The organism is Acetobacter suratthaniensis (assembly GCF_017377745.1).
Taxonomy (GTDB): Bacteria; Pseudomonadota; Alphaproteobacteria; order Acetobacterales; family Acetobacteraceae; genus Acetobacter; species Acetobacter suratthaniensis.
Window position 1 is genome coordinate 355247 of record NZ_JAFVMG010000001.1, and the last position, 16829, is coordinate 372075.

General features: G+C 58.3%; 13 protein-coding genes. All 13 read left to right on the forward strand.

All coding sequences use genetic code 11. The features are described from left to right. Positions 1 to 24: 24 nt before the first annotated feature. The 13 genes from J2D75_RS01680 to rplC all read left to right on the forward strand — a co-directional run bounded on the left by J2D75_RS01680 (position 25) and on the right by rplC (position 16828). A complete protein-coding gene (locus tag J2D75_RS01680; protein ID WP_243428435.1) occupies positions 25 to 696 on the forward strand; it encodes a response regulator transcription factor in 672 nt (223 codons plus the stop codon). Beyond that, positions 683 to 2074, forward strand: coding sequence for an ATP-binding protein (locus J2D75_RS01685; protein ID WP_207852122.1), 1392 nt, complete (start codon positions 683 to 685; stop codon positions 2072 to 2074). Before J2D75_RS01680 ends, J2D75_RS01685 begins: the two co-directional genes overlap by 14 nt. A gap of 126 nt (positions 2075 to 2200) precedes the next feature. Further along, positions 2201 to 2635, forward strand: coding sequence for a 50S ribosomal protein L11 (gene rplK, locus J2D75_RS01690; protein ID WP_207852123.1), 435 nt, complete (start codon positions 2201 to 2203; stop codon positions 2633 to 2635). A 4-nt stretch (positions 2636 to 2639) separates the two neighbouring features. Beyond that, complete coding sequence (gene rplA, locus J2D75_RS01695; protein ID WP_207852126.1) at positions 2640 to 3332, forward strand: 50S ribosomal protein L1; 693 nt, start codon at positions 2640 to 2642, stop codon at positions 3330 to 3332. A gap of 278 nt (positions 3333 to 3610) precedes the next feature. Further along, positions 3611 to 4129 (forward strand): 50S ribosomal protein L10, encoded by a 519-nt coding sequence (rplJ, locus tag J2D75_RS01700; protein WP_207852128.1) that lies wholly within the window; start codon positions 3611 to 3613, stop codon positions 4127 to 4129. Between the two features lie 99 nt (positions 4130 to 4228). After that, positions 4229 to 4606 (forward strand): 50S ribosomal protein L7/L12, encoded by a 378-nt coding sequence (gene rplL, locus J2D75_RS01705; RefSeq protein ID WP_207852130.1) that lies wholly within the window; start codon positions 4229 to 4231, stop codon positions 4604 to 4606. A 189-nt stretch (positions 4607 to 4795) separates the two neighbouring features. After that, complete coding sequence (rpoB, locus tag J2D75_RS01710) at positions 4796 to 8968, forward strand: DNA-directed RNA polymerase subunit beta (RefSeq protein WP_207852132.1); 4173 nt, start codon at positions 4796 to 4798, stop codon at positions 8966 to 8968. Between the two features lie 93 nt (positions 8969 to 9061). Beyond that, positions 9062 to 13237, forward strand: a complete 4176-nt coding sequence (rpoC, locus tag J2D75_RS01715) for a DNA-directed RNA polymerase subunit beta' (RefSeq protein ID WP_207852134.1) — start codon at positions 9062 to 9064, stop codon at positions 13235 to 13237. A 342-nt stretch (positions 13238 to 13579) separates the two neighbouring features. Further along, positions 13580 to 13951, forward strand: a complete 372-nt coding sequence (gene rpsL / locus J2D75_RS01720) for a 30S ribosomal protein S12 (protein WP_003622698.1) — start codon at positions 13580 to 13582, stop codon at positions 13949 to 13951. Between the two features lie 14 nt (positions 13952 to 13965). Beyond that, on the forward strand, positions 13966 to 14442 hold the full coding sequence (gene rpsG, locus J2D75_RS01725; RefSeq protein ID WP_207852136.1) for a 30S ribosomal protein S7: 477 nt from the start codon (positions 13966 to 13968) through the stop codon (positions 14440 to 14442). A gap of 83 nt (positions 14443 to 14525) precedes the next feature. Further along, entirely contained in the window at positions 14526 to 15716 is a 1191-nt protein-coding gene (gene tuf / locus J2D75_RS01730; RefSeq protein WP_207852138.1) for an elongation factor Tu, read from the forward strand. 109 nt (positions 15717 to 15825) lie between these two features. Continuing rightward, entirely contained in the window at positions 15826 to 16134 is a 309-nt protein-coding gene (rpsJ, locus tag J2D75_RS01735) for a 30S ribosomal protein S10 (protein WP_007282720.1), read from the forward strand. 10 nt (positions 16135 to 16144) lie between these two features. Further along, a complete protein-coding gene (rplC, locus tag J2D75_RS01740) occupies positions 16145 to 16828 on the forward strand; it encodes a 50S ribosomal protein L3 (protein WP_207852140.1) in 684 nt (227 codons plus the stop codon). The last annotated feature ends 1 nt before the right edge of the window (position 16829 follow it).

Genomic DNA, 16829 nt, shown 5'->3' on the forward strand with positions numbered 1-16829 from the left:
GCCGAAAGCCCGCATGAAGACAGGATGGTGCTTCTGATCGAGGATGACACCACCATTGCCGAGGAAATAACAGCGGAACTGCGCGCGCGCGGTTTTCGGGTGCGGCGCGAGGCCACGGGTGATGCCGGGCTGGAGGCCGCCCTGCTGGGCGAGGCCGATGTCATGGTGGTGGACAGGCTGCTGCCTGGCACGGACGGTCTGTCCGTTATCGAGACCATGCGCCAGCAGGATGTACGCACGCCGGTTCTGGTGCTGTCGGCGTTGTCGGCGGTGGATGACAGGGTATCCGGGCTGAAAGCGGGTGGGGATGATTACCTGACCAAGCCTTTTGCTATGGAGGAACTCGTCGCCCGGCTGGAAGCGCTCCTGCGCAGGCCGGATGATGTACGGGCTACCCGCCTGCGCACCGGCCCGCTGGAAATGGATCTGATCGAACGCCGCGTTTGGCGTGACGGGCGCGAGATCGAACTGCTCCCGCGTGAGTTCCGCCTGCTTGAATATCTGATGCGCAGGCCCGGTCAGGTGCTTACGCGCTCGATGCTGCTGGAAGATGTCTGGCAGTACCGCTTCATTCCCCGCACCAATCTGGTGGATGTGCATATCGGCAAGCTACGGCGCAAGATCGACGCTTCCGGCGAGGAACCGCTGATCCAGAGCATTCGCGGCACGGGGTTCCAGTTGCGTGTTCCTGACTGAACTCTTTCGTACCGCCACCTTTCGCATCACGCTTATGGCGCTTGCCGCTATGGCGGGGGTCATGGTTATGCAGTTCGGGCTTGTCTATGCCCAGATGGAGGCAGTGGAATCCCGCCGCTCCACCGAACTGCTTGAGGGCGAGGCCGAGCTTTTGTCCCAGATGTCGTCTGAACATCTGGAATATGTCATCCGGCGCAGGGCCACGGGAGACCTGCGGCTGATCATCAGCAGTGCGGGGCTGTTCGATGCAGGTCATGCCCTGATTGCGGGTGATCTGCATAGCTGGCCGCACGGGCTGAAAGCCGATGGCAAGCCGCATAATATCGAAATCTATCCTGAAGAGGGCGCACCCTATCCGCTGCGCCTGCTGGCGGTATCGCTGACCAATGGCACCATTTTGGTGCTCGGGCGCAGTTTTCACCTGCTGGCCGAGCAAAAACTCATGCTCCGCCACGCCATGCTGGTGGCGGCGGTGCCAACCTTCCTGTTCGCGCTGTTTCTGGGCATTGTCCTCAGCCACCGCGCCCTTTCCCGCGTAAAGGAAATGCATGAGGCCATAGACCGGATCATGGGGGGCGATATTCATGAACGCCTGCCCGCCGCGCGTGAGCGCGATGATCTGGAGCGGCTGGCGGGTAGCGTAAATCGCATGCTCGACCGGCTTGAGCGACTGATGGACGGCATGCGCGAAGTGGGGAACGACATCGCCCACGATTTGCGCACCCCGCTTTCACGGGTGCGCGCCCGGCTGGAGCGGGCTGTTTCTGCCGGCTTGGGGCCAGATGAGCTTGAGGCCGCCATGAGCCGCGCTGTGGATGATCTGGATCAGTGTCTGGGCACCATTACGGCGTTGCTGCGGATTGCAGAACTTGAAAACAGTCGGCGCAAGGCGGGGTTCGGGCAGGTGGCGCTCCGAGACCTCGTGGCGGATGTATCTGACCTGTACGAACCCATTGCCGAGATGGAGAGCAAGCGCCTGCTTATCTTCAAGCCGCTGCCGCCCGTGCAGGTGTTTGGTGACAGGCATCTGCTGATCGAACTGCTGGCCAATCTGGTGGATAATGCGATCAAGTTCACGCCTGAAGGTGGCAGCATCATGCTGGGGGTGAGCGGGCAGGGTGGTAAGGCGGAACTGACTGTGACCGACACAGGGGCCGGGATCGCCCCTGAAGAACGGCAGGCCGTGCTATCGCGCTTTTATCGTTCCGACAAAAGCCGCCATGTGCCGGGTAGCGGACTGGGGCTGAGTCTTGTCTGCGCCATTGCGCATCTGCACGAGGCAGAGGTGCATGTGGAAAGCGGGCCTGATGGACGCGGCACGTGCTTTCGTATCTGTTTTCCCCCCTTGCGGGAGCGGCCGGAGGGCGTAGCCACTTGACAGCGGGCGTATCCACCGGTAAGCGCCCCTTTCCTGATCGGAACGCGGGAGGTTCTACCGGGCGTTGCAACGCTAGGTGGAATCGTATGAACCGCGGTCCGGGTTCAATAGAGAGGAGTCCCGGATATGGCCAAAAAAGTTGTTGGCTACATCAAGCTTCAGATTCCCGCTGGTAAAGCCAACCCGTCTCCGCCGGTTGGTCCGGCGCTGGGTCAGCGCGGTCTGAATATTATGGAATTCTGCAAGGCGTTCAACGCCAAGACCCAGGGCCTCGAGCCGGGTATGCCGATTCCTGTCGTGATCACCGCTTATGCGGACCGCACGTTCAGCTTCATCACCAAAACCCCGCCGAACACGTACTTCCTGCTGAAGGCTGCCAAGATTTCCAAGGGCAGCTCCACGGTTGGCAAGAGCGCGTCCGTTGGTAAGGTGACCATGGCTCAGCTGCGTGAAATCGCTGAGCAGAAGCAGCAGGACATGAACGCGAACGATATCGATGGCGCCGTGCGCATGCTCATCGGTTCGGCACGTGCCATGGGCCTCGATGTGGTGGAGGGCTGAGAATATGGCAAAGAACAAGCGTCTGACCGCTGCGGTGGCCAAGGTTGTCGCCGGCAAGGCCTACGGTCTGGATGAAGCTGTCGCCCTCGTGAAGGAAAACGCGACCGCGAAGTTCGACGAGACGGTGGAAATCGCCCTCAACCTCGGCATCGACCCCCGTCATGCTGACCAGATGGTTCGTGGTTTCGTGTCCCTGCCCAACGGCACGGGCAAGACCCTGCGCGTTGGCGTGTTCGCTCGTGGTGCCAAGGCTGAAGAAGCCACGGCTGCCGGTGCTGACGTTGTCGGCGCAGAAGACTTGATGGAAAAGGTGCAGGCTGGCGAAATCGCTTTCGACCGCTGCATTGCCACGCCTGACATGATGGCCCTCGTTGGTCGTCTGGGTAAGATCCTCGGCCCGCGTGGTCTGATGCCGAACCCCAAGCTCGGCACCGTTACCATGGACGTCAAGGGCGCTGTTGAAGCGGCTAAGTCCGGTCAGGTTGAATACCGCGCTGAAAAGACCGGTATCATCCATGCTGGCGTTGGCAAGGCTTCCTTCGGCACCGACAAGCTGGTTGAAAACGTACGTGCGTTCGTTGATGCCGTGCAGAAGGCGCGTCCCACTGGCGCAAAGGGCACCTACATGAAGAAGGCCGCCCTTTCCTCCACCATGGGGCCCGGTGTGCAGGTTGACGTCTCGGCCTTCACGGTCTGAGATAAGAATGTCGTGCTGCTGGCCTGAGGCTGGCGGCACGCATGGAAGATGCTCCGGTGTCTTCCGTTACCTGTCCGAGACTACACGCGGTCGCTAGGCGGCCTTAAACAGCGCAAGCTGGCGGGTGGTATGACGGGGATGCTGGTTGCAGGCTGATTTTTTCAGTGGCCCCAGATTCCGTTTCAAGGACAGGCGAGCGGGTGTTGCGCATGCGTAGCACCCAAAGGGCAACCCGTTCCATTCGGCGCAAGCTGGACGGAACAAGTAGGAGACGGGATTTGGACCGTACGGAAAAGAAGGCTTTAGTCGCCTCTCTGGCCACCGTTTTCGCCCAGACGTCCATGGTTGTGGTGACCCAGAATGCTGGGTTGACCGTAGCCAGCGTGACCGATCTGCGGCGCAAGGTGCGTGCAGCGGGTGCGAACTATAAAGTCGTTAAAAACCGGCTGGCAACTCTCGCCCTGGATGGGACCCAGTTCAGCGGCATCGCGCCGCTGCTGAAGGGCCCGACCGCGCTCGCGTGGTCGGATGACCCGGTGGCAGTGGCGAAGGTGATCGTTGAGTTCGCCAAAACCGATGACAAGCTTGTGGTGCTTGGTGGTTCTCTTGGTTCTCAGGTGCTCGACACCAACGGGATCAAGGCTCTGGCCGAGCTGCCGTCGCTTGACACGCTGCGCGCGCAGCTCGTGGGGCTTATCTCCACGCCTGCAACGCGTATTGCGGCCGTCACGCAGGCACCCGCCGCGCAGCTTGCTCGCGTTTTTGGGGCCTATGCCAAGACGGGCGAAGCCGCCTGAAAACAGCCGCCCCTCGGGGTGGGTGTTCACGATATACACGCAGCCTTCGTTCAGGGGGTTGCGTTCCGCTAACCAGTATTTATATTAGGAAGACTAACCATGGCTGATCTTGCTAAGCTCGTTGACGAACTGTCCGCTCTGACCGTTCTTGAAGCTGCTGAACTCTCCAAGCTCCTTGAAGAAAAGTGGGGCGTTTCCGCTGCTGCTCCGGTTGCTGTTGCTGCCGCTCCGGCTGCTGGCGCTGGCGCTGCCGCTGCTGAAGAACAGACCGAGTTCACTGTGATCCTGGCCGCCGCTGGCGAAAAGAAGATCAACGTGATCAAGGAAATCCGTGGCATCACGGGTCTGGGTCTGAAGGAAGCTAAGGATCTGGTCGAAGGCGCTCCGAAGCCCGTCAAGGAAGGCGTGAACAAGGAAGAAGCCGACAAGATCAAGAAGCTTCTCGAAGAAAACGGCGCGACCGTCGAAGTGAAGTAAGATTGTCGTGTTCCCGGCATATGTCGGGATCGCGTGATCGGGGTTACCGGGTGGAGGTGTCAGCCTCCGCCCGTTTGCCTGTTTCTGGATGATCCGGGGCAGGGCGGTAGTTACGGCGTTCAGACTTTCAGGCTTGCGGTTTGCCGCAGGCCTGATGGTCTGGAAGACTAAGGCGGGGCAGGAGCGACGATGAACGCAATCACCAAATCGTTCACAGGACGGAAGCGGATTCGCAAGAGTTTTGGGCGTATTCCTGAAATCGCTCCGATGCCGAATCTGATTGATGTGCAGCGTGCGTCCTATGAGACGTTCCTGCAGGCCAATGTATCGGCTGACGCGCGTACGGCCACTGGCCTTCAGGAAGTTTTCCGCTCTGTTTTTCCCATTAACGATTTCGCCGGGCGCGGTCGTCTCGAATTCGTCAGCTACGAATTCGAAGAGCCGAAATACGACGTCGAGGAATGCATTCAGCGTGGCCTGACATTCTCGGCGCCGCTCAAGGTTATCCTGCGCCTGATCGTGTGGGACGTGGATGAAGATACGGGCTCACGCTCCATCCGCGACATCAAGGAGCAACCGGTCTATATGGGCGACATGCCCCTGATGACCGATAATGGCACGTTTATCGTCAATGGTACGGAACGTGTTATCGTCAGCCAGATGCACCGTTCGCCGGGTGTGTTCTTTGATCATGACAAGGGCAAGACGCACTCCTCGGGCAAGTATCTGTTTGCTGCGCGCGTCATTCCCTATCGTGGCTCATGGCTCGACTTCGAATTCGATGCCAAGGATCTGCTGTACGTCCGTATCGATCGCAAGCGTAAGCTGCCGATTACGACCCTGCTTTACGCGCTGGAAGGGGCTTCCTCGGTAGCCGCTCGCGCTGCCAAGCGGGCTGAAGGCGGCGATGTCGATGCCATGGAAATCCGTGGTATGGATGCCAACGAAATCCTTGGCTACTTCTACGACACGGTGAATTTCGCCAAGACCGCCAAAGGCTGGGCGCGTCCGTTCGATGCGGATTCCTTCCGTGGCGTCAAGCTGCTGTCTCCGCTGGTCGATGCCGAAACGGGTGAGGTTGTGGCGGATGCCGAAACCAAGCTCACGGCCCGTCTGGTGCGCAAGATCGCGGAAACCACCCGCGAGGTTCTGGTGGGTGAAGTCGATCTGATCGGTCGCTTCATCGCTCATGATATCGTCAACCTGAACACTGGCGAAATCTACGGCGAAGCCGGTGAGGAAATCACCGAAGCCCGTCTGGCTGCTCTGGAAGAAGCTGGCGTGACGGAACTGCCGGTTCTGGCCATTGATGGTGCCAAGGGGCCGTGGATCCGTAACACGCTGACGGTAGACAAGAACGCCAGCCGTGACGAAGCGCTGATCGACATCTATCGCGTCATGCGCCCCGGTGAGCCGCCGACCGCCGAAACGGCGGAAACGATGCTGCAGGGCCTGTTCTTCGATCCCGACCGTTACGACCTGTCTGCGGTCGGTCGTGTGAAGATGAACATGCGCCTCGATATCGATGTGCCGGACACCGTACGCGTTCTGCGTAAGGAAGACATCCTGCGCACGGTCAAGGTTCTGTGCGACCTCAAGGACGGCCGCGGTCAGATCGACGATATTGATAACCTCGGTAACCGTCGTGTGCGCTCCGTGGGCGAACTGATGGAAAATCAGTATCGCATCGGCCTGCTGCGCATGGAACGTGCTATCCGTGAGCGTATGGGTTCGGTGGATATTGATACGGTCATGCCGCATGACCTGATCAACGCCAAGCCTGCTGCTGCTGCTGTGCGCGAGTTCTTCGGCTCCTCTCAGCTCAGCCAGTTCATGGATCAGACCAATCCGCTTTCGGAAGTGACGCATAAGCGTCGTCTGTCTGCGCTTGGCCCGGGTGGTCTGACGCGTGAGCGCGCAGGCTTCGAAGTCCGTGACGTTCATCCGACGCATTATGGCCGTATCTGCCCGATTGAAACGCCGGAAGGCCCGAACATCGGTCTGATCAACTCACTGGCCACCTATGCCAAGGTGAACAAGTACGGCTTTATTGAAACCCCGTATCGTCTGGTGAAGGACGGCGTGCTTCAGGATGGCTGGAAATATCTTTCCGCCATGGAAGAAGAAAAGCTCGTCGTTGCACAGGCTGACGCCAAGGTTGACGACAAGAACGCGCTGACGGGCGATCTGATCTCCGTCCGCCGGAATGGTGACTTCCGTCTGGTTCCCCCGACTGAAGTGACCGCTAGCGATGTGTCGCCCAAGCAGCTTGTTTCGGTTGCTGCGGCACTCATTCCGTTCCTTGAAAACGATGACGCGAACCGCGCGCTCATGGGTTCGAACATGCAGCGTCAGGCTGTGCCGCTGGTGCGCTCCGATGCGCCGCTGGTCGGCACCGGTATGGAAGCTGCTGTGGCCCGCGATTCCGGTGCAACCATCGTTGCTCGCCGCGATGGCGTGGTGGATCAGATTGATGGTGCGCGTATCGTGGTGCGGGCAACCGACACCAATGGTGCGACGCAGGGCGTTGATATCTACCGTCTGCGCAAATACTCCCGCTCCAACCAGTCCACCTGTATCAACCAGCGTCCGCTGGTGTTCGTGGGTGATCAGGTGCGTGCGGGCGACATCATTGCCGATGGCCCGTCAACCGAACTGGGTGAACTGGCTCTGGGTCGTAACGTGCTTGTCGCGTTCATGCCCTGGAATGGTTACAACTTCGAAGACTCGATCCTGATTTCCGAGCGGATTGCCAAGGACGATGTGTTTACCTCGATCCATATCGAGGAATTCGAAGTCATGGCCCGCGATACCAAGCTGGGTCAGGAAGAAATCACCCGCGACATTCCCAATGTCGGTGAAGAAGCGCTCCGCAACCTCGACGAAGCGGGTATCGTGTACGTCGGTGCGGAAGTTAATCCGGGTGACATCCTGATCGGTAAGGTGACGCCGAAGGGCGAAAGCCCGATGACGCCGGAAGAAAAGCTCCTGCGCGCCATTTTCGGTGAAAAAGCCTCCGATGTGCGTGACACATCCCTGCGTCTGCCGCCCGGCACCACAGGCACGATTGTTGACGTGCGCGTCTTCTCCCGCCGTGGCGTGGATAAAGACGAACGCGCGATGGCGATTGAGCGTGCGGAAATCGAACGTCTGGCTAAGGATCGCGACGACGAACGTGGTATTCAGGAACGCTCGTTCTTCGGTCGTCTGCGCGAAAAACTGCTGGGCCAGACGGCTGGCGCCGGGTTCAAGGGTGTGAAGTCGGGCACGGTTCTGACGGATGATGTGCTTGATGAGCACCCCCGTGCTGTGTGGCGTCATATTGTCGTGGCATCCGATACGGTCATGGCGGAACTTGAAACCCTGCGTCGTGAGTTTGATGCGGCTATCGCCCGCATTCAGGCCCGCTTCGAAAGCAAGGTTGAAAAGCTCCAGCGTGGTGATGAACTGCCGCCGGGTGTGATGAAGATGGTCAAGGTCTTCGTCGCCGTGAAGCGTAAGCTTCAGCCGGGTGACAAGATGGCCGGTCGTCACGGCAACAAGGGTGTTGTCTCCCGCGTTGTTCCTGTTGAAGACATGCCGTTCCTTGAAGATGGCACACCGGTTGATCTGGTGCTGAACCCGCTGGGCGTGCCGTCGCGCATGAACGTGGGGCAGATTCTCGAAACCCATCTGGGCTGGGCCTGTGCCAATATCGGTCGTGGCATCGGCGATCTGGTGGACGAGTACCAGAGAACGGGTGAAAAGCGTCAGGAACTGCTGGATCGCCTCAAGGAAGTCTATGGCGAGAAAGTCTATGATGACTCCATCGCGTCCATGACCAACGAGGCGCTGGTAGAACTGGCGGGCAACCTGCGTAAGGGCGTGCCGATCGCAACCCCTGTGTTCGATGGTGCCTCCATTCCCGATATTGAAGCCATGCTGGAAAAGGCTGGCGTCAACAAGAGCGGGCAGTCGCAGCTGATTGACGGGCGTACGGGCGAGCCGTTTGAACGCCGCACGACGGTTGGCTACATTTATATGCTCAAGCTGCATCACCTTGTTGATGACAAGATCCATGCACGCTCGATCGGGCCGTATTCGCTTGTTACGCAGCAGCCGCTGGGTGGTAAGGCGCAGTTCGGTGGCCAGCGTTTCGGGGAAATGGAAGTGTGGGCGCTGGAAGCCTACGGTGCTGCCTATACCCTGCAGGAAATGCTGACAGTCAAATCTGATGACGTTTCGGGCCGTACCAAGGTGTACGAAGCCATCGTGCGGGAGCAGGACGACTTCGAGGCAGGTATCCCCGAAAGCTTCAACGTGCTGATCAAGGAACTCAAATCCCTTGGCCTGAACGTGGAGCTGGAGCAGGGAGCCGACTGAGGGTGCCTTTCTCAGACATGATCCATTGTTATTTCAAAGGGAAGACCGGAGTGTGCGCTCCGGCTTCCCGTTTCCCGCTGGGGGCTTCGACACATGAATGAACTCATGAAAATTCTTGGCCAGACCGGCCAGGCGATGACCTTCGACCAGATCAAGATCCAGCTCGCATCGCCCGAGCAGATCCGTTCCTGGTCGTTTGGTGAAATCAAGAAGCCCGAAACCATCAACTATCGTACGTTCAAGCCTGAGCGTGATGGCCTGTTCTGCGCGCGTATTTTTGGCCCGATCAAGGACTATGAGTGCCTTTGCGGTAAATACAAGCGCATGAAGTTTCGCGGTATTATCTGCGAAAAGTGCGGTGTTGAAGTCACGCTGGCGAAGGTGCGCCGCGAGCGTATGGGCCATATCCAGCTCGCAAGCCCCGTTGCGCATATCTGGTTCCTGAAATCCCTGCCGAGCCGTATCGGCCTGATGGTCGATCTGACCCTCAAGGATCTGGAAAAAGTTCTCTATTTCGAAAGCTATCTGGTTCTTGAACCCGGTACGTCGCCTCTCAAGCAGTATTCGCTGCTGACCGAGGAGCAGTATCTGGACGCCATGGACGAGTATGGCGATGAAGGCGTTGAAGTCGGTATCGGCGCTGAAGCCATCAAGAAGGTGCTGGAACGCATCGACTGCGATGCCGAAAAGGTCGAACTGCGTCAGGATCTGAAGGAAACTACTTCGGAAGCCAAGCGCAAGAAGCTGGTCAAGCGTCTGAAGCTGGTAGAAGCCTTCGCGGAAAGCGGCTCACGCCCCGAATGGATGATTCTGGACATGGTGCCGGTCATTCCGCCGGAACTGCGTCCGCTGGTGCCGCTGGATGGTGGCCGTTTTGCAACGTCCGATCTGAACGACCTGTACCGTCGCGTCATCAACCGTAACAACCGTCTCAAGCGGCTTATGGAACTGCGTGCGCCCGATATTATCGTGCGTAACGAAAAGCGTATGCTGCAGGAAGCGGTTGACGCACTGTTCGATAACGGCCGTCGCGGTCGCGCCATCACAGGTGCCAACAAGCGTCCGCTGAAGTCGCTGTCCGACATGCTCAAGGGTAAGCAGGGCCGCTTCCGTCAGAATCTTCTGGGTAAGCGCGTTGATTACTCGGGTCGTTCGGTCATCGTGGTGGGCCCGGAACTGAAGCTGCACCAGTGCGGTCTGCCCAAGAAGATGGCGCTGGAGCTGTTTAAGCCCTTCATTTACGCCAAGCTGGAAAAATACGGTCACGCCACCACCATCAAGGCTGCAAAGCGTATGGTGGAAAAAGAGCGCCCGGAAGTGTGGGATATCCTTGAAGAGGTTATCCGCGAACATCCTGTTCTGCTGAACCGTGCGCCGACTCTTCATAGGCTGGGCATTCAGGCTTTCGAGCCGGTGCTGATTGAAGGCAAGGCTATCCAGCTTCACCCGCTGGTCTGTACCGCGTTCAACGCCGACTTCGATGGCGATCAGATGGCCGTGCACGTGCCTCTGAGCCTTGAAGCCCAGCTTGAAGCCCGCGTGCTGATGATGTCCACCAACAACATCCTCAGCCCGGCTAACGGTAAGCCGATCATCGTGCCGTCTCAGGATATCGTGCTCGGGCTGTATTACCTCAGCCTCGAAACGCCTGAGTTTAAAGTTTCCCTTGATCGTAGCGAATACGACAATGAAACCGGCGCTCTGATCAAGGAAGGTGCACCGTCTTTCGCCTCCGTGAGCGAAGTCGAATACGCTCTCAGCGCAGGCGCGCTGAAACTGCACGACAAGATCCGGGCGCGTTTCGAGCAGGTGGATGCCGATGGCAACCGTCGGGTTGAAGTGGCCGTGACAACGCCGGGCCGCGTGCTGATTGCGCAGATTCTGCCCAAGCATGTGGCTGTGCCGTTCTCGCTGATCAATCGCCAGCTGACCAAGAAAGCCGTGTCGGACGTGATCGACACAGTTTACCGTCACTGCGGCCAGAAAGAGGCGGTCATTTTCTGTGATCGTCTGATGGCGCTCGGTTTCCGTCATGCGGCCAAAGCCGGTATTTCCTTCGGTAAGGATGACATGATCATCCCGGCTGAAAAGAAGGAACTGGTTGATCGCACAGCGACCGAGGTTAAGGAGTTCGAGCAGCAGTATCAGGATGGTCTGATTACCGCTGGCGAACGCTACAACAAGGTGGTTGACGCCTGGTCGCGTTGCACGGACGAAGTCCAGGCTGCGATGACCAAGGAAATTTCCCGTCAGGAAGTTGGCAAGCCCATCAACTCGGTCTGGATGATGAGCCACTCCGGCGCCCGTGGGTCGCCGGCTCAGATGAAGCAGCTTGCCGGTATGCGTGGTCTGATGGCCAAGCCATCGGGTGAAATTATTGAACAGCCGATTATTGCCAACTTTAAAGAAGGCCTGTCGGTTCTCGATTACTTCACCTCGACCCACGGTGCCCGTAAGGGTCTGGCGGATACGGCGCTCAAGACGGCTAACTCCGGTTACCTCACCCGCCGTCTGGTGGACGTGGCGCAGGACAGCATCATCATTGAAGATGATTGCGGTAGCGAGCGCGGTCTGACGGTGCGTGCGGTTCTGGATGGTGGCGAGGTCGTCTCCTCTCTATCCGAGCGTATTCTGGGCCGTACAGTTGCCAGCGATGTTATCGACCCGACAACGGGTGCGGTCATTCTGCCGCGTAATCATCTGATTGATGAGGCCGATGCAGAGCGGGTCGAGAAGGCCGGGGTCGAAACGGTGCATATCCGCTCCGTTCTGACCTGTGACAGCCGTATCGGTGTCTGCGGTCACTGCTATGGTCGTGATCTCGCACGCGGCACGCCGGTTAATATCGGTGAAGCCGTGGGTGTTATCGCAGCGCAGTCGATCGGTGAACCCGGCACTCAGCTGACCATGCGTACCTTCCATATCGGTGGTGCGGCGCAGCGTGGTGCCGAACAGTCGATGATCGAGGCCTCGCGTGAAGGTCTGATTGCGATCCGTAACCGCAACGTTGTGCATAACAGCCAGAACGTGCCGATTGTTATGGCGCGTAACTGCGAAATTCTGCTGACGGACGAAAACGGTGTGGAAAAGGCGCGTTATCGCGTGCCTTACGGTGCCCGACTGCTGGTGACGGACGGTGCCCAGGTCGCGCGCAGCCAGAAGCTGGCAGAGTGGGACCCCTACACCCTGCCGATCATCACAGAGAAAGCCGGTAAGGTTGAGTATCTGGACCTGATCGATTCCATCACGCTTGTTGAGCGTATGGATGAAGTGACGGGCCTGACCGCCAAGGTGGTGGTTGACTACAAGCAGGCCGGCAAAGGTGTTGATCTGCGTCCGCGCCTGCAGCTGAAGGACGCCAATGGCGAGGTTATCAAGCTCGATAACGGGTCTGATGCGCGCTACTTCCTCTCTCCCGAAACACTGCTTTCGGTTGAGAACGGTGCGGAAGTAAACGCGGGTGACGTGCTGGCACGTCTGCCGCGTGAAGGTTCCAAGACGCGTGACATTACCGGTGGTCTGCCGCGCGTTGCTGAACTGTTTGAAGCCCGTCGTCCCAAGGATCATGCGATCATTGCCGAAATGGAAGGTCGCGTTGAATTCGGTAAGGACTACAAGTCCAAGCGCCGTATTGTCGTGAAGAACGATGAAACCGGCGATGAGCAGGAATATCTGATCCCCAAGGGTAAGCATATTTCTGTTCAGGAAGGGGACTTTGTCGAGAAGGGCGATCCGCTGGTCGATGGTCCGCGCGTGCCGCACGATATTCTGAAGGTCATGGGGGTTGAGGCGCTGTCCGATTACCTCATCAATGAAATTCAGGACGTTTATCGTCTGCAGGGCGTGAAGATCAACGACAAGCACATTGAGGTGATCGTTCGCCAGATGCTCCAGAAGGTTGAAATTCTGGAGCCGGGCGATACGACCTACCTGATTGGTGAAACGGTTGATCGCATCGAGTTCGAGGCGGAAAACACCAAGTGCCTGAACGCTGGTGAACGTCCTGCGCTGGCCATGCCAGTTCTGCAGGGTATTACCAAGGCTTCGCTGCAGACGCAGTCCTTCATCTCTGCCGCGTCCTTCCAGGAAACAACGCGTGTGCTGACGGAGGCCGCAACGGCAGGCAAGATCGACAGGCTGACAGGCCTGAAGGAAAACGTGATCGTCGGGCGCCTGATCCCTGCGGGCACAGGCAGTGTCATGAAGCGTTTGCGGGCAATCGCAGCCGAACAGGACCGCCAGCGTGTCGGGCGGAGTGCTGCGGAGTAAACGCGTACTCTCTTGATATGCAGTATAAAAACAGGATCGGCCTCGTGCCGGTCCTTTTTTTATGGGGTAGAGGGAATGCCTGACAGAGAATCGCTAGGGAATGCTTGACTTAGTTGGGGGGGAAGGTTAGTTAGCACCCCTCAGCTTTGAGCATCATCCGTGGTGTTCGGGCAATCAGGTTCTCTGTACGAGTTTCCAGCATGCGGCAGGCTTCCGGTGGAAGCACAGCCGGATGCCAATATAGCCTCATTCCGGCATCTGCCGGTTGGGATATTTTTAATGGAAGTCGGCAGCCCGGAAAAAGGCTGGCCGACCGAACTGTGTAAGGATCGGGAAAGGCGCATGCCGACCATCAACCAGCTCATTGCCAAGGGGCGCAAGCCTGCAGTCAAGCGCAATAAGGTGCCCGCGCTGCAGGGTTGCCCCCAGAAGCGCGGTGTCTGCACCCGCGTTTATACGACGACACCGAAGAAGCCGAACTCCGCACTGCGTAAAGTTGCCAAGGTGCGTCTGACGAACGGCTATGAGGTGGTCAGCTATATTCCGGGTGAAGGCCATAACCTTCAGGAACATAGTGTTGTGCTTATCCGCGGCGGTCGTGTGAAGGACTTGCCGGGTGTTCGTTATCACATCCTTCGTGGTGTTCTCGATACGCAGGGTATCGCCAAGCGGCGTCAGCGTCGGTCGCTCTATGGCGCCAAGCGTCCGAAGTAAGAGGAAGTCCAGGTATGAGTCGCCGTCATCGCGCCGTAAAGCGCGAGATCCTTCCCGATCCGAAGTTCGGAGACATCGTTATCACGCGTTTCATGAATGCGCTGATGTTCGATGGCAAGAAATCCACCGCAGAAAAGATCGTCTATGGTGCGCTTGACGCCATGGCACGTCGGAGTGGCAATGCCTCCGATCCGATCGCTCTGTTCCACAATGCGCTGGATAACGTAAAGCCGGCTGTTGAAGTGCGCTCTCGCCGTGTTGGCGGTGCCACCTATCAGGTGCCGGTTGAAGTGCGCACTGACCGTCGTCAGGCACTGGCAATCCGTTGGCTGATTGACGCTGCGCGCAAGCGTGGCGAAAACACCATGCAGGATCGCCTGTCTAACGAGCTGCTCGATGCGGTGAATAACCGCGGTGCGGCCGTCAAGAAGCGCGAAGATACGCATCGTATGGCAGAAGCCAACAAGGCATTCAGCCACTACCGCTGGTAACTCGTGAAAGTTTGCCTCTTCCCGTGTGGTGGGGCTGGCTTGTAACAACTGCATCCCGATTGTTCTGGGGTATGGAGTAGACAATGGCTAAGGCTAAATTTGAGCGGAATAAACCGCACTGCAACATCGGCACCATTGGTCACGTTGACCATGGTAAGACTTCTCTGACGGCGGCTATCACCAAGACGCTGGCTAAGAAGGGTGGCGCGGAATTCAAGGCGTATGACCAGATCGATGCGGCTCCTGAAGAGCGCGCTCGTGGCATCACCATTTCCACCGCTCACGTGGAATACGAAACCGAAAACCGTCACTACGCACACGTTGACTGCCCCGGACACGCCGACTACGTGAAGAACATGATCACGGGTGCGGCGCAGATGGACGGCGCGATCCTGGTTGTGTCTGCAGCTGACGGCCCGATGCCCCAGACCCGTGAGCACATCCTGCTTGCTCGTCAGGTTGGCGTTCCGGCTCTGGTCGTGTTCCTGAACAAGGTTGATCAGGTTGACGATCCCGAGCTGCTCGAGCTGGTTGAAATGGAAGTGCGCGAACTGCTGTCTTCCTACCAGTTCCCCGGCGACGATATTCCGGTGATCAAGGGCTCTGCTCTGGTGACTCTGGAAGATGGCGATGCCGAGCTCGGTGAGAACCGCGTTCTGGACCTGATGGCCGCTGTTGACAGCTACATCCCGCAGCCGGAGCGTCCGGTTGATCGTCCGTTCCTGATGCCGATCGAAGACGTGTTCTCCATCTCTGGTCGTGGCACGGTTGTGACCGGCCGTGTGGAGCGTGGCGTTGTCAACGTGGGTGACGAAGTTGAAATCGTCGGCCTGAAAGACACCGTCAAGACCACCGTTACCGGCGTTGAAATGTTCCGCAAGCTGCTTGATCGCGGTGAAGCTGGTGACAATATCGGCGCTCTGGTGCGTGGCACGAAGCGTGAAGACGTTGAGCGCGGTCAGGTTCTGGCTAAGCCCGGCTCCATCACGCCGCACAAGAAGTTCAAGGCTGAAGCCTACATCCTGACGAAGGAAGAAGGTGGCCGTCACACGCCGTTCTTCACCAACTATCGTCCCCAGTTCTACTTCCGTACGACGGACGTGACGGGTGTTGTGCATCTGCCGGAAGGCACCGAAATGGTGATGCCGGGCGATAACTGCGCCATGGAAGTCGAGCTGATCGCTCCGATCGCCATGGACGAAGGTCTCCGCTTCGCTATCCGCGAAGGTGGCCGTACGGTTGGCGCGGGCGTTGTTGCTTCCATTATCGAGTAATCGATAAAGGGGTTTGAGACTGAGTGGCCCCCGGCCGAGTTGTTCGGTCGGGGGTTTACTTGGCGGCCGGGTTTGCCCCGGACAAGTTAGGTGTTGGACTAAGAAACAAATGGACAACCAGAACATCCGCATTCGCCTGAAAGCGTACGATCACCGCGTGCTCGACAACAGCACGAAGGAAATCGTTAACACGGCGAAGCGTACGGGTGCGCGGGTTCGGGGTCCTATCCCGCTGCCGACGCATATCGAACGGTTTACGGTTAACCGTTCACCTCACGTAGACAAGAAGAGCCGCGAACAGTTCGAAATTCGGACGCATCGCCGCCTGCTTGATATTGTTGAGCCCACTCCGCAGACCGTGGACGCTCTCATGAAGCTCGACCTCGCCGCTGGCGTTGATGTCGAGATCAAACTCTAAGGTCCAGACGATGCGCACCGGATTGATCGCAAAAAAGCTGGGCATGTCCCGGCTGTTCAAGGAAGACGGCACACATGTGCCTGTCACAGTTCTGCATATTGATGATGTGCAGGTGGTTGATGTCCGCACCCAGGAGCGGGATGGCTATGTTGCCGTTCAGCTGGGTATGGGCAACGCCAAGGTCAAAAACGTTTCCAAGCCCAATCGTGGCCATTTTGCCCGCGTGAAGGTTGAGCCCAAAAAAGTGGTTCGGGAATTCCGCGTGGCGGACGACGCTACGGTGGAAATCGGAGCCTCCCTGTCTGCTGCTCATTTTGTCGTTGGCCAGAAGGTTGACGTCACGGGCACCAGTAAGGGTAAGGGATTTGCTGGTGCAATGAAGCGCTGGAATTTTGCCGGTCTGGAAGCTACGCATGGTGTGTCTATCTCGCACCGTTCGCATGGTTCGACCGGTAACCGCCAGGATCCCGGCAAGACCTTCAAAAACAAGAAAATGGCTGGTCATCTGGGCGATGAGCGCGTGACCACTCTGAACCTCGAAATTGCTGCGGTCGATCCGGAAAAGAATCTGGTCATGGTTCGGGGCTCCATTCCTGGGGCGAAGAACAGTGTCGTTCTCATCCGTGATGCGATCAAGAAAGCCCGCCATGGCGACGCGCCCTATCCGGCCGGCCTTGTGACGGCGGAAGGCTGAG